General features: G+C 70.2%; 15 protein-coding genes. 9 read left to right on the plus strand and 6 right to left on the minus strand.

The features are described from left to right. The first annotated feature begins 135 nt into the window (after positions 1–135). The gene (gene lon / locus OG735_RS28780) at positions 136–2,553 is read left to right on the plus strand and encodes an endopeptidase La (RefSeq protein WP_327326039.1); all 2,418 of its coding nucleotides are present in this window, start codon (positions 136–138) and stop codon (positions 2,551–2,553) included. A 145-nt stretch (positions 2,554–2,698) separates the two neighbouring features. Here lon and OG735_RS28785 read toward each other — a convergent pair whose 3' ends face one another. Both OG735_RS28785 and OG735_RS28790 read right to left on the minus strand, forming a co-directional pair. Then, positions 2,699–3,511: a trypsin-like serine peptidase gene (locus OG735_RS28785; RefSeq protein ID WP_327326040.1), complete on the minus strand. Its 813-nt coding sequence runs from the start codon at positions 3,509–3,511 to the stop codon at positions 2,699–2,701. 26 nt (positions 3,512–3,537) lie between these two features. After that, entirely contained in the window at positions 3,538–4,545 is a 1,008-nt protein-coding gene (locus OG735_RS28790) for a helix-turn-helix domain-containing protein (RefSeq protein WP_327326041.1), read from the minus strand. Positions 4,546–4,694: 149 nt separating this feature from the next. On the opposite strand from OG735_RS28790, the gene OG735_RS28795 reads away from it, so the two are divergent. Continuing rightward, positions 4,695–7,535, plus strand: coding sequence for a M4 family metallopeptidase (locus OG735_RS28795; protein ID WP_327326042.1), 2,841 nt, complete (start codon positions 4,695–4,697; stop codon positions 7,533–7,535). Between the two features lie 74 nt (positions 7,536–7,609). After that, positions 7,610–8,443: a pentapeptide repeat-containing protein gene (locus tag OG735_RS28800; protein WP_327326043.1), complete on the plus strand. Its 834-nt coding sequence runs from the start codon at positions 7,610–7,612 to the stop codon at positions 8,441–8,443. Between the two features lie 78 nt (positions 8,444–8,521). On the opposite strand, the gene OG735_RS28805 is transcribed toward OG735_RS28800, so the two are convergent. Beyond that, positions 8,522–9,349, minus strand: coding sequence for a lysozyme (locus OG735_RS28805; RefSeq protein WP_327326044.1), 828 nt, complete (start codon positions 9,347–9,349; stop codon positions 8,522–8,524). Positions 9,350–9,578: 229 nt separating this feature from the next. Here OG735_RS28805 and OG735_RS28810 point away from each other — a divergent pair, with 229 nt between their 5' ends. After that, the gene (locus tag OG735_RS28810; RefSeq protein WP_385305811.1) at positions 9,579–10,061 is read left to right on the plus strand and encodes a MarR family winged helix-turn-helix transcriptional regulator; all 483 of its coding nucleotides are present in this window, start codon (positions 9,579–9,581) and stop codon (positions 10,059–10,061) included. Between the two features lie 17 nt (positions 10,062–10,078). Here the strand turns inward: OG735_RS28810 and OG735_RS28815 are convergent, their stop codons facing one another. After that, entirely contained in the window at positions 10,079–10,867 is a 789-nt protein-coding gene (locus OG735_RS28815; RefSeq protein WP_327326046.1) for a hypothetical protein, read from the minus strand. A gap of 365 nt (positions 10,868–11,232) precedes the next feature. Here OG735_RS28815 and OG735_RS28820 point away from each other — a divergent pair, with 365 nt between their 5' ends. From OG735_RS28820 to OG735_RS28840, 5 genes are read left to right on the plus strand one after another with little or no spacing between them, the layout of a single operon-like run. Then, complete coding sequence (locus OG735_RS28820) at positions 11,233–14,166, plus strand: nitrate- and nitrite sensing domain-containing protein (protein WP_442812507.1); 2,934 nt, start codon at positions 11,233–11,235, stop codon at positions 14,164–14,166. Continuing rightward, the gene (locus OG735_RS28825) at positions 14,163–14,645 is read left to right on the plus strand and encodes a roadblock/LC7 domain-containing protein (RefSeq protein ID WP_327326048.1); all 483 of its coding nucleotides are present in this window, start codon (positions 14,163–14,165) and stop codon (positions 14,643–14,645) included. The genes OG735_RS28820 and OG735_RS28825 overlap by 4 nt, the downstream gene beginning before the upstream one ends. Beyond that, positions 14,642–15,040, plus strand: a complete 399-nt coding sequence (locus OG735_RS28830) for a DUF742 domain-containing protein (protein ID WP_327326049.1) — start codon at positions 14,642–14,644, stop codon at positions 15,038–15,040. The genes OG735_RS28825 and OG735_RS28830 overlap by 4 nt, the downstream gene beginning before the upstream one ends. Next, positions 15,021–15,656 (plus strand): GTP-binding protein, encoded by a 636-nt coding sequence (locus tag OG735_RS28835; protein WP_327326050.1) that lies wholly within the window; start codon positions 15,021–15,023, stop codon positions 15,654–15,656. Before OG735_RS28830 ends, OG735_RS28835 begins: the two co-directional genes overlap by 20 nt. Positions 15,657–15,684: 28 nt before the next feature. Next, entirely contained in the window at positions 15,685–16,920 is a 1,236-nt protein-coding gene (locus tag OG735_RS28840) for a styrene monooxygenase/indole monooxygenase family protein (RefSeq protein ID WP_327326051.1), read from the plus strand. 388 nt (positions 16,921–17,308) lie between these two features. On the opposite strand, the gene OG735_RS28845 is transcribed toward OG735_RS28840, so the two are convergent. Together OG735_RS28845 and OG735_RS28850 are read right to left on the minus strand one after the other, a co-directional pair. Continuing rightward, a complete protein-coding gene (locus tag OG735_RS28845) occupies positions 17,309–18,193 on the minus strand; it encodes a LysR family transcriptional regulator (protein WP_327326052.1) in 885 nt (294 codons plus the stop codon). 227 nt (positions 18,194–18,420) lie between these two features. Then, positions 18,421–19,560: a C40 family peptidase gene (locus OG735_RS28850; RefSeq protein WP_327326053.1), complete on the minus strand. Its 1,140-nt coding sequence runs from the start codon at positions 19,558–19,560 to the stop codon at positions 18,421–18,423. Positions 19,561–19,674: the final 114 nt, after the last annotated feature.

The following is a 19,674-nucleotide window of genomic DNA, read 5'->3' on the forward strand; positions in this document are numbered from 1 at the left end:
ATGATTGGCTATTACATCGCGAGGAGCCTCGCCTCGCGAGAGGTGATCGCTGACAGCGAACATGCCCGGGGGAACATCTCCAAGGCTCCGTGCATTGAGTCCATAAAGCTCAACTTGACTGCCATAGGGGAGATCATGTCTTCGACGTCCACACCGCTCACCCTGCCCGTGCTGCCGCTCGACGACGAGGTCGTGCTGCCCGGAATGGTGGTGCCGCTCGACCTGTCCGACACCGAGGTGCGCGCCGCTGTGGAGGCCGCCCAGGCTGCCGCCCGCTCCAGCGGTGAAAGCAAGCCGAAGGTGCTGCTTGTTCCGCGGGTCGACGGCTCGTACGCCGGGACCGGTGTGCTCGGGACCGTCGAGCAGGTGGGCAGGCTCTCCGACGGCGACCCCGGCGCGCTCATCCGCGGCCGCGGCCGCGTGAAGATCGGCGCGGGCACCACGGGACCCGGCGCCGCGCTCTGGGTCGAGGGCACCCAGATCGACGAGAGCGTGCCCGACCCCCTGCCGGGCTCGGTCGCCGAACTCGTCAAGGAGTACAAGGCGCTCGCCACCAGCTGGCTGAAGAAGCGCGGCGCATGGCAGGTCGTGGACCGGGTCCAGCAGATCGACGATGTCTCGCAGCTCGCCGACAACTCCGGCTACTCACCGTTCCTCACCACCACTCAGAAGATCGAACTGCTCGAGACCGCCGACCCGGTGGCCCGCCTCAAGCTCGCCACCGATCAGCTGCGCGAACACCTCGCCGAGCAGGACGTCGCCGAGTCCATCGCCAAGGACGTCCAGGAGGGCGTCGACAAGCAGCAGCGCGAATTCCTGCTGCGCCGTCAGCTCGAAGCCGTACGCAAGGAGCTGCGCGAGCTCAACGGCGGGACCACCGACGCCGCGGACGAGTCCGACGACTACCGCACCCGCGTCGAGGCCGCCGACCTCCCCGAGAAGGTGCGGGAAGCCGCCCTCAAGGAGGTCGAGAAGCTGGAGCGGTCCAGTGACCAGAGCCCCGAGGGCTCCTGGATCCGCACCTGGCTCGACACCGTCCTGGAGCTGCCCTGGAACGAGCGAACCGATGACACTGCCGAGCACGACATCCAGGGCGCCAGGGCGATCCTGGACGCCGAGCACGCGGGCCTGCAGGACGTGAAGGAGCGGATCACCGAATACCTGGCGGTGCGCAAGCGGCGAGCCGACCGGGGGCTCGGCGTGGTCGGCGGACGGCGCGGGGGCGCGGTGCTCGCGCTCGTCGGCCCGCCGGGCGTCGGCAAGACCTCACTCGGCGAGTCCGTGGCGCACGCGATGGGCCGGAAGTTCGTCCGGGTCGCGCTCGGCGGTGTACGCGACGAGGCGGAGATCCGCGGCCACCGGCGTACGTACGTCGGCGCGCTGCCCGGTCGTGTCGTCCGCGCCATCAAGGAGGCCGGCTCGATGAACCCGGTCGTCCTGCTCGACGAGATCGACAAGGTCGGCTCCGACTTCCGCGGCGACCCGGCCGCGGCGCTGCTCGAAGTCCTGGACCCGGCGCAGAACCACACCTTCCGCGACCACTACCTGGAGGTCGAACTCGACCTGTCCGACGTGGTGTTCCTCGCCACGGCGAACGTCCTGGAAGCCATCCCGGAGGCGCTGCTCGACCGGATGGAGCTGGTCAGGCTCGACGGCTACACCGAGGACGAGAAGGTCGTCATCGCGAGGGACCACCTGCTGCCGCGCCAGCTGGAGCGGGCGGGACTGGAGCCCGGCGAGGTGACCCTGGACGACTCGGCGCTGCGCAAGCTCGCCGGCGAGTACACCCGGGAAGCGGGCGTGCGTAACCTGGAGCGTTCGGTTGCCCGGCTGCTGCGCAAGGTGGCCTCCCAGCACGAACTGGGCGAGCAGGAGCTGCCGTTCACGATCGGCGCCGAGCAGCTGCGCGGTCTGATCGGACGGCCGCACCATGTGCCCGAGTCCGCTCAGGACCCGTCCGAGCGCCGTACGGCCGTGCCCGGTGTGGCCACGGGCCTCGCGGTCACCGGCGCGGGCGGCGACGTCCTGTTCGTCGAGGCCTCGCTGGCCGACCCGGAGACGGGCGCGGCGGGACTGACCCTCACCGGCCAGCTCGGCGACGTGATGAAGGAGTCCGCGCAGATCGCACTGAGCTTCCTGCGCTCGCACGGCGCGGAACTGGAGCTTCCGGTGGCCGATCTGAAGGACCGGGGCGCGCATATCCACTTCCCGGCGGGCGCGGTGCCCAAGGACGGCCCGAGCGCGGGCATCACGATGACGACGGCGCTCGCGTCGCTGCTCTCCGGACGCCAGGTGCGTACGGATGTGGCGATGACCGGAGAGGTGTCGCTGACCGGACGGGTGCTGCCGATCGGCGGTCTGAAGCAGAAGCTCCTTGCCGCGCACCGAGCCGGTATCACGACCGTTGTCATCCCCAAGCGGAACGAGGCGGACCTGGACGACGTCCCGGCCGAGATCCTGGACAAGCTCGAGGTGCATCCGGTGACGGATGTCCGCCAGGTCCTGGAGATCGCGCTGTCTCCGGCCGAGGTGGCGGTGGCGGCCGCGGCCTGACGGTCCGACGCAGGGCCCGGTGGTGTGCCACACCACCGGGCCCGAGGGCTGTCCGCCGGCCGGTCCCGAGCGCAGCGTCCGCCGGCCGGTCCCGAGCGCAGCGTCCCCCGGCCGGTCCCGAGCGCTGTCCGCCCGCCGCCGCGGGCTACCCCGTCGCAGCCTTCTCGTACAGCTTGCGGGCATCGGCGTTGAAGCGGACCGCGGTGGTGACGCTGTCCGTGTCGCCGCCGCTGGTCACCCCGATCAGATGGCCCGGATGCTTGGGATCCCGGTAGTCGGCGAGCCAGGGGCCGCCGCTCGTGCCGTCCCAGAAGCCTGAGCAGTCCATACGTACGGACCCGGCGAGTGCCGGATCCTGCTGGGTGTCGGTGGTGCAGGAGATGGGCTTGTTGGCCGGATTGTGGTCCGGGTTGGGGTAGCCGACGACCGTGACCCGGCGGGTCGCGGCAGATGCCCAGTCGACAGGGGTACCGCCCACGACCTCCTGGACGTTGCTGCCCTTGGCGTCCGGCTCCACGGTCAGGAAGGCATAGTCCACGGAGTCGGAGTCCTCGGTGACCTTGCGCCAGCGGTCGTCCACCTGGATGGCGCGGACCTTCCACCGCCCGTACGGCGCCTTGCCCGCACCCGCCCCGGTGAAGCTCGGCGCGAAGCTGAAGTTCTCCAGGTAGCTGCCGTACTCGAAGACACAGTGCGCGGCGGTGGCGATGACATTGCCCTTGGGGCTGTCCACGACGCTCGCGGAACAGAAGTGTTCGCCGTCCTTGTCGAGCAGCACCCCGGCGAACGGCAGACCCGCGAACGGAGTCGCGGAGGACTGCGGCTCGGGCGGGTCCGGCAGCTCGGCAGGCTTGCTGCCCGTATCGGCGGAGACCGGCCCGCCGCACGCCGTAGCGGCGGCGAGTAGGGCTATTGCGGGCCACCTCAGCAGCCTCATCGGGCGAGCGATCCACTTCATCCGGCCATCTTGCCTGTTTACGGCTGTCAGTCCAGCCACCCTCGTAAGGTCGCCTGCGCTCCCGCCTGAAAGCGGGTCTCCGCGCCCAGCGTCTCCAGCAGTCGGCTGATCCTTCGGCGCGCCGTGTGGACATGGACGCCGAGACGGCGTGCGATCGCCTCGTCCTTGAGCCCGGCGGCGAGCAGCCCGAGGAGTTCCTTCTGCGCCGTGGGCAGCGAGCCGCAGCTGCTGGCGGAGCCGCCGAGCGGGGTGGCCCGCTCCCACACCGTCTCGAAGAGCGGCACCAGTGCGTTGCCGAGCAGAGCATCGCCGATCACCAGGGCCGAGGCCGTCGGGTCGGCGGCGTCGGTCGGTGGGAGCAGCGTGATCCGGCGGTCCACGGCGATCAGTTTGGTGGGGACCGCGGTTGCGACGCGTGCCCGCAGTCCCTGCTCGACAAGGCCGGTCAGCGAGCGCATCCGGCCCGGGTGGCCGAGCCCGTCCCGGTCCAGGACGGTCCGCACCTCCACCCCGCGGTCCAGGAGGGCCTCGATGTCCAGGCACGGGGTGCGGGAGCTGTCGTCCCCGCGGGGGCCCTTCACATACGGCGGACGGTCCAGGATCGCGACCTCGCGCTCCGCCGACGCCAGCAGATACTCCGCCCGTTCGCCGATCTCCTTGGGGCCCGTCACCACCTCGATACCGCCCTCGGGGGCGCTGGGCGAGCCGGACATCAGCCGGCCGGCGAGCTGGTCCGCGCTCATCCGTAATCGCTCCAACTCGGCCGACCGTAAGTGGAGTTCGGCCTGACGGCGGTGGATGAGGGTACGGATGGCCGCGGCCGGCGCGGCCGGATGCGGCAGTCCGCCCCCGTCGGCGGGCAGCGCGATGCCGTGCTCGACGAGATGGCCGAGCGCCCGGTCAAGACGCTCGCGTGGCAGCCCCAGCAGGCGCGCCAACTCCTCGGCCCCGGCGGCCCGTTCCTTGAGCAGTGCCTCGTAGGTGCGTTCTTCGGCCTTACCCAGGCCGAGGGTGTGCAGTTCCCCCTCGCTCATGCGTCGGATTCTCACTCTGTCTTCACGGGCCACACAAGTGTGCGTGTCCACTTGTCAACCTGCCGACCACATTGTTCGGTTGGCGTCCCACCGGTTGCATGGCCATGACCACCTTTACGGCTGACCAGCACGTGGGAGGGGTACGTACTGTGCGCAAGCCCAGTTCACGCACGCAGAGACCGGGCATTACCAGGGGGACCGGTCTCGCCGCACTGCTCGGAGCGGCAGGATTGCTGCTCACCGCGATACCGGCCCAGGCGGTAACCCCGCCGGCCGCCGCACCGCCCGGCGACGTTCTGCCGGGCGCCCGAACCGCCACTCCGTCGCTCGTCGACGGCATCCGGGAGGCAGCTGACGCCAAGGCGAGCCCGGCCGACGCGGCCCGCGGCCATCTCGCCGCCAAGGAGAGCCGCTACAGGATCGCCGACGCCCGGCGCGATCTCACGCCGCTGCAGACCGTCAAGCACGGCGCGGAAGAGACCGTACGGCTTCAGCAGAAGCACCACGGCATCCCGGTGTTCGGCGGAGAGTACGTCGTACGGATGGAGTCCAAGGGCGGCAAGCGCGTCGTCACCGGCACCTCCGGCAAGTACTTCACCGGCCTGAAGACCGGCACCAGGGCGAGCGTCAGCGAGGACACGGCGGTACGCCGCGCGGTCTCGGCCACCGCCGCCCGCCTCGGCGGCAAGACGCTGAGCAAGGCCGACGCCGTACACCGCAAGGGGGCCAAGTCCGCGAAGGCTGCCGCACTCAGCGGCACCGCGGGCGGCCTCGTGGTGATCCCGCGCGGCGAAGGTGTGCTCGCGTACCACGTGACCGTACGCGGCACGAACCCCTCCACCGGCGAACCGGTGCTGCAGCAGGTCTACATCGACGCCGGCGCCGGCTTCCCGGTGCTCCAGTTCAGCGGCATCAAGACCCTCACCGCGCCGAAGGCGGCGGCGTCCTCCGCGGCCGCCAAGGCCGCTCCGAAAGCAGGAGCGGCGGCTGCCGACGCCGACCCGGCCGCCGGCGTCAAGGGCACCGGCGTCAAGCTGGACGGCGCCAAGGTCGGCCTCGACGTCCAACTCGACACCACCGCCAACCAGTACGTGATGATCGACTCGTCGCGTATGACGGCCACCACCAAGAACACCCTCACCACCTGGGACGCGCGCGGCCGCGACGTCTCCGAGGTGTCGGGCGTCTGGCCCGGCGGGCTGAAGGAATTCGCCGACCCGGCGGCGGACTTCGGCAAGGGGGCCACCGAGTCGGGCGCGGTCGACGCGCACTGGGCGGCCGGCAAGGTCTACGACTACTACCGGAACAACCACGCCCGCGACAGCCTTGACGGCCGCGGCATGACGATCAACTCCCTGGTCGGTGTGACCGAGTTCGGCTCGCCGTACGTCAACGCCTTCTGGGACGGCCAGAAGATGGTCTACGGCAGCGGGGACGACGAGTACAAGCCGCTCTCCGCCGACCTCGACGTGGTGGGCCACGAGATGACCCACGGTGTCGTCGAGAACACCGCCAACCTGGTCTACGCAGGCCAGTCGGGAGCGATGAACGAAGCGCTCGCCGACTACTTCGGCAACGCCATCGACACCGCCGCTTCCGGTATCTCCATGGACGACCCGGACTCCGGCCTGATCGGCGAGGACCTCTGCCGTACGGCGAAGCCGCGCGCCTGCGCCTTCCGCAACCTCAACGACGGCGCGAGCACCTCGAAGAACTTCCTCGGCATCACCTTCGGCACCGACAACGGCGGCGTGCACCTCAACTCCACCATCTTCTCCGGCGCGCTGTGGGACCTGCGCCAGGACGTGGGCGGGGAGCTCGCCGACCGGATCGTCTACAAGGCGCTGTCCGAGTACATGACGCCGCTCGACGGCTTCACCGACGGGCGCAACGCCGTGCTCGCCGCGGCCAAGGACCTCGGCGTCAGCGCGCAGCAGCTCAACGCCGCGAAGCGCTCCTTCAACGCCCACGGCATCGTGCCGGGCTGGGAGGACGCGCTCGGTGTCGACTCCGACCAGCTGCTCGGCAAGGTCAACACCGCCGGCACCGGAGCCCAGGCCGGCGGCGGCTGGTGGACCGTCTCACAGTCGAACGACGACGGCTCGGAGCCGTACTCCGTCTATGCCGGCCGTACGGACGGCAAGGGCGCGCCGAAGCTGATGAGCCCCAACGACGGCCGCTACCACGTCTATCCGGCGACCGACGGAAAGACGGTCGTCTGGGCGGCGTACGGCGCGACCAGCCTCGACATCCTCTCCCGTCCGATCGCGGGCGGCCCGATCAAGAAGCTGTACACCTCGTCCAGCGACATCAGCGGTCTGCGGGTCGAGAACGGCGTGGTCGTCTTCGAGACACTCGGGTTCTTCGAGCGGCATGTCCAGTATCTGCGCCCCGGTGACCGTCAGCCCACCACTGTGGACGGCGGCGGCTTCGAGATCCTCACCGCCCTTCCCGCGATCAAGAACGGGAAGCTCGCGTACGCCAAGCTCTATCCGACCAGCGCGGGGTACAAGCTCGGCGTCGAGGTCTACGACCTGAAGACCGGCAAGGCAACGCTCACCGAGCAGCTCGGTGAGCCGGAGGTACTCGGCCAGACCGGCATCAACTCGTCCTACGTCTTCTCGCTGGTGGACGAGAACCTTGCCGACGAGGGCCAGATGTCGGTCCGCCGCTCGGACCTGGACGGCACCGGCACGGTGGACATCAGCCCCGAGCGCAAGCCGGGCGCACTGATCTCCTCCGACCTCACGTCCTCCGAGGACGCGGTCACCGTGAACGGCGCGCTGCCGGGCACGGCACTCCGCAACGAGTCGCTGCCGAAGCTGTGGCAGCTGACCACGGACGGCTCGCGCCGGGAGCGGGTCTCCTGCAACCGTGGCGAGCAGATCTCACCGGCCGCGGTCTCCGGCCGGCAGGTGGTCTGGATCGACGGCACGACGGGCTGGACCGACCTGGTCACCCGCGACCGGCCGGCGGGTCTGTGCGGCTGACGGTTCTGTGATGGTCTCTCGGTGAGAGACGGACCCCCGGCGCCCGTGCGCCGGGGGTCCTTCAGAATGGTTCCATGGACACCGTGCCCGGACAGAGTGAGGACCGCGCCCTGCAGGCCGACTGCGAGAGCTGCTTCGGGCTGTGCTGTGCCGCGCTGCCCTTCACCGCGTCGGCCGATTTCGCGGTCGACAAGGACGCCGGAACGCCGTGCCGCAATCTGCGGACGGACTTCCGCTGCGGCATCCACACCCGGCTGCGGCAGAGCGGCTTCTCCGGCTGCACCGTGTACGACTGTTTCGGCGCCGGACAGAAGGTCTCCCAGGTCACCTTCGGCGGCAAGGACTGGCGGCAGGCACCGGAGACCGCGCAGGAGATGTTCGCGGTGTTCCCGGTCGTACGGCAGCTCCATGAGCTGCTCTGGTATCTGACCGAGGCGCTGACGCTGCGGCCGGCCCGCTCGCTGCACGGCGAGATCCGCCGGCTGCTCGGCGAGACCGAACGCCTCACCGAGCTCGGTCCCGATGCCCTCGGGAAGCTGGATGTGGCGGCGCACCGGCAGGACGTCAATGTGCTGCTGCTCCGCACGAGCGAGCTGGTCCGGGCCGAAGTCGGTCGGGCCGGACGCAAGAAGAAGGACCGCAGGGGTGCCGACCTGATGGGAGCGAGGCTGCGGGGCGCGGACCTCAGGGGCGCCAGTCTGCGGGGCGCGTATCTCATCGCCGCCGATCTCACGGGTGCCGATCTGCGACTGGCCGATCTCATCGGGGCCGACCTGAGGGACGCGGATCTCGCGGGTGCGGATCTGACGGGGAGCTTCTTTCTCACCCAGCCGCAGCTCAACGCGGCGAAAGGCGACGCGGCGACGAGGCTCCCGCCCGCGCTGACCCGCCCCGCGCACTGGTCGTGACCAGCGGGGCGCGAGGCTGACCCGCCCCGCGCACTGGTCGTGACCAGCGGGGCGCGAGGCGGGCCTTATCGGCTCTGCTCAGCCGTTGGCGAGCGCCACGACGCGGTCGTACGCGCCGTTGAACCTGTTGTGGTCGCCGACGATCGGTCCTGACGAGGTGTACTGCCACATCGTTTGGTAGATCCAGCCGGCCGGGAGTGTGCCCGGTGTGGTGTTGTAGCGCGCGATCCACAGCGGGTTGGTCGCACCGAAGCCGCTGTAGTTGCCCGTGCACTGGGTCCACCAGCTGGTGGCGGTGTAGATGACCGCGTCGCGCCCGGTGCGTGCCCGGTAGCGGTTCAGGAAGTCGCGGATCCAGGTGACCATGCCGGACTGGGTCTTGCCGAAGCAGGCGGCGCCGTACGGGTTCCACTCGATGTCCAGCGCGCCGGGGAGGGTCTTGCCGTCGCGGGACCAGCCGCCGCCGTTGTTCACGAAGTAGTCGGCCTGTGCGGTGCCGGTCGCCGTGTCGGGGGTGGCGAAGTGGTACGCCCCGCGGATCATGCCGATGTTGTACGAGCCGCCGTACTGCTGCGCGAAGTACGGGTTCTTGTAGTACGTGCCCTCGGTGGCCTTCACGTAGGCCCATTTCACACCGCTGTTCCACAGCGCCGCCCAATTGACGTTGCCCTGGTGGCTGGAGACGTCCACGCCTTCGGTCTGGGCGGCGCGGTTGTCGCGCGGGGCGCCGCCCTGACCGTCGTGGGCGACGACGCCCGTACCCAGGTGGGCCGAACCGCGCGGGGGAGTGTCCGTGGCGCCGGCCGCTCCGGGGAGCGTGATGAGGAGGGTGAGGACTGCGAGGAGAGTGCCGGCGGCTGTCGCGAGGCGTGAGCGGCCGGTCGTTCCGGATCTGTGCACGGGCATGGCGTGCCTCCGAAGACCTCGGTGGGGGGGATCTGGCGATGAATCGACATGTCATGGCGGAATATGGTGTGGACATGCCATTCATGAAGCTACGCACGTAGAACCGCGCAGTGGAAGGGGGGTGGAGTGCTGCCGTTGGTCTACGCCTGCGAAATACTGGCCGAGCTGCGGCAATGGATGCCGCCGGAAGAAACTTTCAGGATCCGAAAAGCGTGCGAGGGGTGCTGACGTGCACGAAAGCGGTACGGGGAGTGAAGCGGACCCCAAGGGTGAGAGTGGTGTGGACCACGTATTCCTCGCCCTGGAACGGGAGTTGGCCGTCTTTCTGCGCCGGGCCCGGGCGTCCTCGGGCGAAATGGCGCGCGAGGTCCACCCCGAGCTGGAGCCCGCCGCCTACGGCTTGTTCGTACGTCTGGAAGAGGTCGGGCAGCAGCGCGCCACCGCGCTCGCCGGATACTTCGGCGTCGGCAAGGCGACCATGAGCCGCCAGCTGCGCGCCCTCGAGGAGCTCGGTCTGGTGACCCGCGAACCCGATCCGGCCGACGGACGGGCCTCACTCGTCCGGCTCACCGACGAGGGCCTGGCCCGCTTCCGCCGGGTGCGTGACGCGCGCCGCGACAGCTATGTGAACAAACTGGCCGGCTGGGACCGCGGCGAGATCGCGGAGCTGGCCCGGCTGCTGCACCAGCTGAACGCGCGGGCGGAGAGCTGAGGGAGCCGGCAGCGGGGTCAGAGCTCCGCGAAGACGACCGCCGCATCGTCGTGCAACTTCCAGCGGATCACGGCCGTGCGCTCTTCGGCCGACTTCTCCAGCGCCCTGACCCGGTCGATCAGCCCCTGCGGCCCTTCCTTGCGGATGAGGCCCAGGCACTCGGCCCAGCTGCCCTCCGCGAACATGTCGACCCAGCGGGACGCGCCGTCGGTGAGCGCGGCCAGCGCCCGTACCTCGGCACGCGGCGTACTGCCCGTCACCGCACGGACCGCCACAGCCGGATCGGCCGCGGCGGTGAAGAACCCGCCCTCCGCATTGCGCAGGGCGTCCGCCGAGGCGTGCGTACGCAGGGGGGCCCGGGGCAGCCGGTCGATCCGGTCGTCCAGCACCGCCCGCACCTCACCGCCCGGTGACTCCAGCAGCAGCGTGGAGTCGGAGAGCACCAGATACTCCACCGCCTCCGTCGTGGCACCCCAGCGCGCCATGACCACCGTTGCCTGAGGCGTACGTACGTGAGAAAGGTCACAGGTTTCGCGGTGGGTGTCAGCGGTGCGCCGGATTGCCGCGGAGAGGATCCCCGTCAGCGTCAGATCCCGTCGCGAACCGGACAGTTCGACCAGCGCGCCGCCGAGCCGGGCGGTGAACCAGGGCACCCCGTGCACACATCCGTCATTCCCCTTCGGGGGCGTCACGCCGTCCAGCACGACCAGTGTTCCGCCCTGGCCCGAGGCGGGCAGGGTCACGGACACCCAGTCCTCGTTGGGGCGTTCGGGAGCGCCGGGGGCGGTGGCGAGTTCGATACGCATGAGATCCAGTCTGCATGACTCCTTCACATGGCCCATATGACCGTACATTTGGCGCATACCAGCAGGTCACGGGGATCCCAAGGTCGAGGGACGCGGGGCCGGAAAGCTGCGGGCGCGCATCCTGCCAAAGCCCGGCCGGAAGATCCAGCCGTTGGCCCACATGTCGGCCGACCGGCCGCCGCCGCGAGTTGTTTGCCAACTCCGGAGTGCTGTTCACTCGTTCGGGTGGCGGAGCGGCCGATGCGCGCCTCCCTCCCAAAAGCGCTGGAATGGTCGGAAGCCGTGCCAGGGGTGGGGCTCTCGTGTGTGACCGGTCGTCATCTCTGCTTCATGGGTGGACGAGTCAAGTAAGATTGCGAGCACCGGTGCAGAAGAAGCGGCCTCGGGGCAAAGGCGGCAGGCCCTCCGAAACCCCGGGAATCCCCCCGGCCCTGGCCACTCAGGTTCCTCAGGGCATCCAGCCTCCGCAGGAGGCCTCGAACGGCCCTGCCGCGCGCGGGCGGGCCGTGCGTGTACGCAGCCGGCTCGTCGCCGGTGTCGCCGCCGTCAGCCTTGTCGTCATCGCCGCAGGCACCCCCGGCATCCTCGCCACCTCCGCCGAACTGACCGAGTCGCAGCGACTGGTCACCCTCGCCGGGCTCAACCGCCAGGCCGTCACCCTCGCCCACTCACTCGCCGACGAGCGCGACGAGGTCACGGCGTACATCGCGGCGGGCCGCGACGACCAGAAGGGCGACAAGAAGGACCGGCGCGAGATCTCCGGAAGCCGCAGCGCCCGCGTCGACCGGCAGATCGACGAGATCCGCGGCAGCGTCCCCGGCGACCACGCCGAGCTGCGCCGCGACCTCGCCTCCGTCCCCTCCGTCCGCCGTACCGCCCTCACCGGCAAGGGCACGGCGATGGAGGCCCACCGCGCCTACTCCGCCGTCATAGCGAACCTCCAGGCCCTCTCCGACGAGCTCGCCGAGAAGACCCCGCCGCGCGCCGCCGACCGCACCCGCGCGCCCGCCGCCCTCAGCCTCGCCGTGGAGCAGGCCTCCGCCACCCGCGGGCTGCTGCTCGCCGCGCTCTCCGTGCCCCGGCAGCGGAGCACCCAGAGCATCGACCCGGTCACCGGCCTCCCCGTCCAGGACGAGGGCCAGGACGACGGGGCCGCCGACCGTACGCGCAACGCACTCAGTGCCGCCGCCCAGCAGTCCCGGGTGCGGGAACTCGCCGCGCTCGCCGACTTCGACCAGGCCGCGGGCAAGGACGCCCGCGACAAGCTGGCCGCCACCGTCACCGGACCCGAGGTCAAGACCGCCGAGCTCTATCTCGCCCGCCTCACCGACCAGCCCGAGCTCTCCACCGGCGACCGCAAGTCCAACCGCGAGAAGCTCGAGACCTCACTCACCGCCCGTATCGAGCAGATGCGGGGCGTCGAGTCCTCCCTCGCCGCCGACCGGACCGAGGGCTTCGCGCAGCTGCGCGACGACGATGTCACCGCGCTGGAGCTGCGGATCGCGCTGCTCGGCGGACTGCTGATCGTCGCCATCGGCGTGTCCGCCGCCGTCGCCCGTACGCTCACCCGCCCGCTCGCCGTCCTGCGGATCGGCGCGGCCCGGCTCGCCGCCGCCCCCGAGGTGGAGGAGCAGGTCCGCTTCACCGGCCGCAATGACGAGTTCGCTCAGGTCGTACGGTCCCTCAACACCCTGCACGGCAAGCTGCGGGACCTCGGCGTACGGGTCGAGCGGCTGGACAACGACCGCGTCGACCTGATCGGCACCCGCGACGCGCTCGCCGCCGAACTGGCCGCCGGACGCGCCGAACTCCAGGAGCGCACCGCCGAGATCACCGCCGACCTCGAGCGGCTGCGGCACACCGTCCACCACACCTTCGTCAACCTCTCGCTGCGCACGCTCGGCCTCGTCGAACGGCAGCTCGGCGTCATCGAGAAGCTGGAGGAGCGCGAGCAGGACCCGGAGCGGCTCGCCACCCTCTTCAAGCTCGACCACCTGGCCACCGTCATGCGCCGCCACAGCGAGAACCTGCTGGTCCTCGCGGGCACCGAGCACGGGCATGCGCACGCGGGACCCGTCCCGCTCGTGGACGTACTGCGCGCCGCCGTCAGTGAGATCGAGCGGTACGAGCGGGTCGTCATCCAGTCCCTGCCGCCGCACGCCCAGGTCGCCGGGTTCGCCGCGGACGACCTCAGCCATCTGATCGCCGAACTCCTCGAGAACGCCACCTCCTTCTCGCCGCCGGACGCCCAGGTCGAGCTGTCGGGCTGGCTGCTGGAGAGCGGCGAGGTGATGCTCTCCGTACAGGACACCGGCATAGGGATGACCAGCGGGCGCATCACCGAGCTGAACGCGCGGCTGGAGGACCCCGAGGCGTACGAGACGCATGCGGGCAGCGACGGCGAGGGCCTCGGACTGCGGGTGGCGGCGCTGCTCGCCGCCCGCCACGGCGTACGGGTCCAGCTGCGCGAGCAGAAGCAGGGCGGGATCACCGCGGTCGTCGTGCTGTCGCAGTCGCTGCTTCCGGCCGGACCGCCGGCCGCCGAGTCGCACACCGTGACGGTGGCGGGCGCGGCGCCCACGCAGCATCTGCCCGGATCGGTGGCGGAGGCCAACTCCAATGCGCTGCCCGGCAGCCCGCGGCGGGTCGACCCGCTGGTGCTGGCGGCCGAGCAGGCGATCCGCGCGGCGGAGCCGGACACGCACGAGCGGACGGCGGACGGCGACCCGGAGACCACCGGCACCGGGGTCGACGAGGCGACGTTCGAGATGCGTCTGCCGGAGCCCGAGCCGGAGCCGGTGGCCCAGGCGGACCCGCAGCCCGCCCCCGAGTCCGCGGTCGGACCCGAGCCTGTTCGCGAGCCGGCGGTCGGACCCGAGCCTGTTCGCGAGCCGGCGGTCGGACCCGAGCCTGTTCCCGGGCCGGCGGTCGGACCCGAGCCTGTTCCCGAGCCGGCGGTCGGACCCGAGTCCGTCCCGGAGCCGGCGGCCCGACCCGAGCCCGACGCACAGCCGGAACCCGAGGCCGAGAAGCCGGCAGGCGGTCCCAAGTGGGAGCGCGTCACCGACAAGGGCCTGCCCAAGCGCACCCCGAAGGTCGTCAAGCCCGCCACCGGCGCACCGACGGAGCGCACCGGCAGCGTCGACGCCGAAGCCCTGCGGCGCCGACTCGGCGGTTTCCACCAGGGCGCGAAAGACGGCCGCCGCGATGTCGAGGCGGAGCTCGCGGAACAGACCGCGGCCGATACACGGACAACAACAGAAGAAGCGGGGGACACAGTCGAGGAGGCACGCAGTTGACTGCGACCGGCACATTCGGCCTGAGCAGCGAAGCCCGCAATCTGCACTGGTTGTTGAGCAATTTCGTGGAGGAGGTACCAGGAGCCCGCTCGGTCGCTGTTGTCTCGTCCGACGGGCTGCTGCTGCTCTCCTCCGACCCCGCCCAGAACGCCGTCCCGGCCGCCAGGAGCCGCCCGGAAGGCCCCAGAGGCTCCAGCGCGGACCTCGCCACGATCGTCTCCGGCATCGGCAGCCTCACCATCGGTGCCGCCAAGCTGATGGACGGCGGCGGCGTCAAGCAGACGATGGTCGCGATGGACGAAGGCAGCGTCTTCGTCATGTCGATCAGTGACGGCTCCCTGCTCGGCGTGCACACCGCTCCTGACTGCGACATGAGTGTCGTCGCCTACCACATGGCCCTCTTCGTCGGCCGTGCCGGACATGTCCTCACCCCCGAACTCCGCAGCGAACTGCGCAAATCAATGGAGAGCGCCCAGTGACGCCCCCCAAACTGCCGGTGCGCGGCGACGGCCGACGCCCGGCCCGGGTCCGCCCCTACTCCCTCACCGGCGGCCGCACCCGCTTCGGCCATGTGCTGCTCGTCGAGACCTTCGTGGCCGCGCTCGAAGCACCGGCCGAGCGCAAGGAGCTGCCGAACGGCGACCTCTCCTCGCGGGTGATGCCCGAACTGCGGGCCATCGTCGAGCTGTGCCGCCGTATGCGTACCGTCGCCGAGATATCGGCGCTGCTGAAGATGCCGCTGGGCGTTGTCCGGGTGCTGCTCAGCGACCTGGCCGACCAGGGAAAGATCCGTGTGTACGGGACCGGGCACGGCGCCGGCCAGCCCGACCGCGCGCTGCTCGAAAGGGTGCTGAGTGGACTCCGCCGCCTCTGACACGCTCCTCGCCCGGCCCCGCCCGCAGCCCGAAGAGGAGCTGCAGGCATGGCAGTTGGACCGCACCCGGGCCCCCATCGCCACCAAGATCGTGGTCGCGGGCGGCTTCGGCGTCGGCAAGACGACCTTTGTCGGAGCGGTCTCCGAGATCACGCCGCTGCAGACCGAGGCGTTGATGACGCAGGCGAGCGAGGAGACCGACGATCTCACCGAGACGCCGGACAAGCTCACCACGACCGTCGCCATGGACTTCGGCCGGATCACGCTCGACGACGATCTGGTGCTGTATGTCTTCGGGACGCCCGGCCAGCAGCGCTTCTGGTTCATGTGGGACGACCTGGTGCGCGGCGCGATCGGCGCGATCGTGCTGGCCGACACCCGCAGGCTGCCGGACTGCTTCCCGGCGCTCGACTACTTCGAGAGCTCCGGGCTGCCGTACATCGTCGCCGTCAATCACTTCGAGGGTACGGAGGTGTTCGAGGCCGAGGACGTGCGCGAGGCCCTGACCGTCCCGCCCCATGTGCCCGTTGTGATCATGGACGCGCGCCATCGGATCACGGTGATCGAATCGCTGCTCGCGCTGGTCGCCCACGCTCTCGAAGCCACCCCCGAATAGCACTGAACTGACGAAAGAGACTCCTTCGATGCGGAAGATACTCATAGTCGGAGCCGGTCAGTCCGGTCTCCAGCTCGCCCTCGGACTCCAGTCGCAGGGCTACGAGGTCACCCTGATGTCCAACCGCACCGCGGACGAGATCCGGTCCGGCCGGGTCATGTCCACGCAGTGCATGTTCGACACGGCGCTGCAGCACGAGCGCGATCTCGGCATCAACTTCTGGGAGTCCCAGGCCCCGCGCATCGAGGGCCTCGGCGTCTCTGTCGCCGCCCCCGACGCCTCCCGGCCCATCGACTGGGTCGGCAAGCTGGAGGGTTACGCCCAGTCGGTCGACCAGCGCGTGAAGATGGCCGGCTGGATGGAGACCTTCGCCCAGCGCGGCGGGCAGCTCGTCATCCACGGCGCGGCAGTCTCCGACCTGGACTTCTTCTCCCGTACGTACGACCTGGTGATGGTCTCGGCCGGCAAGGGCGAACTGGTCTCGATGTTCGGCCGGGACGCCTCCCGCTCGCCGTACGACGCCCCGCAGCGCGCGCTGGCCGTCTCCTACGTCCACGGCCTGGGCCCGCGCCCCGAGCACCCCGAGTACGACGCGGTCCGCTGCAACCTCGTGCCGGGCGTCGGTGAGCTCTTCGTGATGCCGACCTTCACCACCACCGGCCGCGCGGACATCCTCTTCTGGGAGGGCATCCCGGGCGGCCCGCTCGATGTCTTCCAGGGCGTCAAGGATCCGGCGGAGCACCTCTCGCTGACCCTCGAGCTCATGGAGAAGTTCACGCCCTGGGAGTACGCGCGCGCCACCAAGGTCGAGCTGACCGACGCGGGCGGCACTCTCGCGGGCCGGTACGCGCCCACCGTCCGCAACCCGATCGGCCGCCTCCCCGGCGGCGGACTGGTCCTCGGCGTCGCCGATGTGGTCGTCGCCAACGACCCGATCACCGGACAGGGCTCCAACTCGGCGTCCAAGTGCGCGGCCGCCTACCTCTCCTCGATCACCGAGCATGGCGAGCGGCCGTTCGACGAGGCGTGGATGCAGTCCACCTTCGACCGCTACTGGGACACCGCGCAGCACGTCACCAAGTGGACGAACGCGATGCTCGGCGTGCCGCCCGAGCATGTCCTCAACCTGATCGGTGCCGCGGGCCAGCTCCAGCCGGTCGCCGACCGTTTCGCGAACGGCTTCAACGACCCGGCGGACTTCGAGAACTTCTTCTACGACCCGGAGAAGACAGCCGCTTACCTGGCCTCGGTCGCCGGGGCCTGACAGGGCTCTGACCAGCGTTCCAGCGGTCGTCATTGGTCGTTGTTGGTCGACCTTGGCGGCCCTCGGACGGCCCGCACACGGCCCCGCGTATGAACGCTTTCCTGCTGGGCAACGCGCCGGGAAACTCAGGCAGGACACGGCGGCCACGCGAAGAGCCCCGGACACGGCGTCCGGGGCTCTTCGCGTTTCAGGTGCGCTACGAGCATGGGGTGACCAGAAGACCGCCGCGGTCCCACAGGACAGTGTCTGTGACAGCGAACCTTGAGTCTGCCATCGAAGTTTGCTCACCGCCCGGAGCCGAGTTCGAAGGCCCACTCGTCGGTCGATCAGGCTCCGCCCGCACTTTTCCGTACGTTTCCGTGCTTTCTTTGCGGCGGCCGTCGATCGGTCACAGGGCCATCGGACCGAGGTCGTGAACGACCTTGGCCAAGGCGCGAATCCGGTCGGTCTCGCTGCTCGTGTGCCAGCTCAAGGCCCAGCGGCTGAGCGGGGCGTCGTGGATGGGGATGTAGGCGATGTCAGGCCGCCCGTAGTAGCGCAGCGCGTGCGCGTGCACGGGGCACACCGCTTCCCCGCTGGCGACGATGGCGAGTAGTTGCGTGCCGTCGACTGCAGTCGGCCCCTTGGGGATCGGCCGCCCGCTGGAGGTGTAGGCGGGGATCAGCGCCTCTCGCCAGTAGTCGGGCGCGGCGCCGGTCAGGACGGTCTCGTCGGCAAGGTCCTCGTAGGAGATGGAGTCTCGCTTCGCCAGGGGGTGGGCGGAGGATACGCACAACACGACGGGTTCGGTGTAGGCAACCGGGCCCACTGTGAGGTCGGGTTCCCGGATAGGGAGCCAGGCGAGCAGGACGTCGATCGTGTCGTGGCGCAGTGCGGTGAAAGGGTCGTTGTATCCCACGGCGCGGATCTGCACCATGCAGGCGGGATGGCGGGATGAGAACTCGTCGAGGACGGGCCTTAGGTCCTCGACGTTACTGGACGTCATGCCCAGGCGCAGCACCTCAGTCTTACCCTGCGCGGCCAGCGCGGCCCGCTCCAGACTCCGCTGAAGACCGCGGTGCACCGGGAGCAGGTCGTCGTGCAACTGCCGACCGAGCGGGGTAAGGCTGACGTGATGGCTGGTGCGGGCGAAGAGCGCGCCGCCGATCTGCCTTTCCTGCTTCTTGATGGCCTGGCTGACTCGCGCCGCGGTGACGTGCAGCCGTTCGGCGGTCCGGCCGAAGTGCAGCTCCTCTGCGAGCGTCAAGAAGATCTCGATGTCTCTGATCTCCACGCGGCCCCCCATCTGTCTCGTTAACCGTCAAGTTAACGCGCCTTGCGGGAAGCATCGTTGCCGGGCGGCTCGGCTTCGTCACTCCGCCCATGGACCAAGAGGAGCACTCACGCATCCCCTGCATGGCCGGCCAACAAGGCTTCTACGACCCGGAGAGGACCAACGCCCACCTCGGCGAGGTCGCGGGCGCCGGCGCCTGACGCAATGGGGGTTGCCCCGGGTGCTGATCAGCCGGCGCCCGGGGCCGGCTCCGCTCCGTACGCCGCGTCCGAGCCCGCCGTCGCGCCGTGCGGCAGCTCCGGCCGTGTGTAGCTGCGCAGCGCGGCTCCGTCCGGATCCGGGCGGACCGCGCCCAGCAGCGGGTTCGCGGCGATCGGCGAGACCTTGACGCGGGTGCCGGGGTGCGGGGCCTGCACCACCAGGCCCTCGCCCAGATAGATCGCCACATGGGTGGCCTTGGGGAAGTAGATCACCAGGTCACCGGGGCGCAGCCGGCGCAGTGACACCTTCGGGAGCTCCCGCCACTGTTCCTGCGACGTACGCGGGATGGTGCGTCCGGCCCGCGCCCAGGCCTGCGAGGTCAGCCCGGAGCAGTCGTACGCCTGGGGGCCCTCCGCGCCCCAGACGTACGGCTTGCCAATCTGTTCGACGGCGTACTCCAGCGCCTGGTCGCCCTCCTCGGAAGGGGTGCGCTTGCCGTTGAGCACGCCCGTGGAGAGCAGCTTCTTCTGGGCCTTCGCGGTGTGGGACCGCTCCAGCGCGGCCAGTTCGGCGATCTCCTCGACGGAGAGCGAGGCGAGCAGCTTCTCGACCTCCTTCAGCCGCGCCGTGGCCCTGTCGCGCGCCTGCTTCTGCTTGTTCGCGAGCGTCTGTTCCTTGTCCAGGGCCTTGCGGGACTCGCTCGCCAGCGTGTCCGCCCGCTTCGCGCCCTCCTCGAGCCGCGCGATCGTCGCCAGCCGGTCGCTGGCCGCGCGCTCGATCAGATGGTCCTGGTCGAGGGCTTGCCGCGGGTTCTTGGCGAGCAGCAACTGGAGGTAGGAGGAGAGATCGGACTGCCCCTGGTACTGCTCCCGCGCCAGTCGGCCCACGTCGCGGCGGCCGGCGTCGATCGCGTTGCGCGCTGTGGCCAGGTCGCGGGCGAGCCTGGCCGTCTCGGCCTGCTGCTGCCTGAGTTTTACCTCCGTGGCGTTGTACGTCTCGCCGGCCTCCTCGATCTGGCGGTACAGCTTCTGAAGTTCGGTCAGCATTCCGGAGACGGTCGTGGGCGCGGGCGGCACGGCGGCGGCCGGTGGTGCCGGCACCGCTGCGGTCACCGTGGCGACGGCCAGCGCCGCCGTACAGACAGCACGGAGCAAACTGTCTGACACCACATCACCTCCGGCTGCCGGGGGTGGGCCGTCCACGCCGGCCACCTCGCAGCCGATGATGCGAGCGCGCCGCTCGCACCGCCCCACGAGTGGTCGATTCGGCGCAATGCGGTC

Origin of the sequence: Streptomyces sp. NBC_01210, assembly GCF_036010325.1 — a bacterium.
GTDB lineage: Bacteria > Actinomycetota > Actinomycetes > Streptomycetales > Streptomycetaceae > Streptomyces.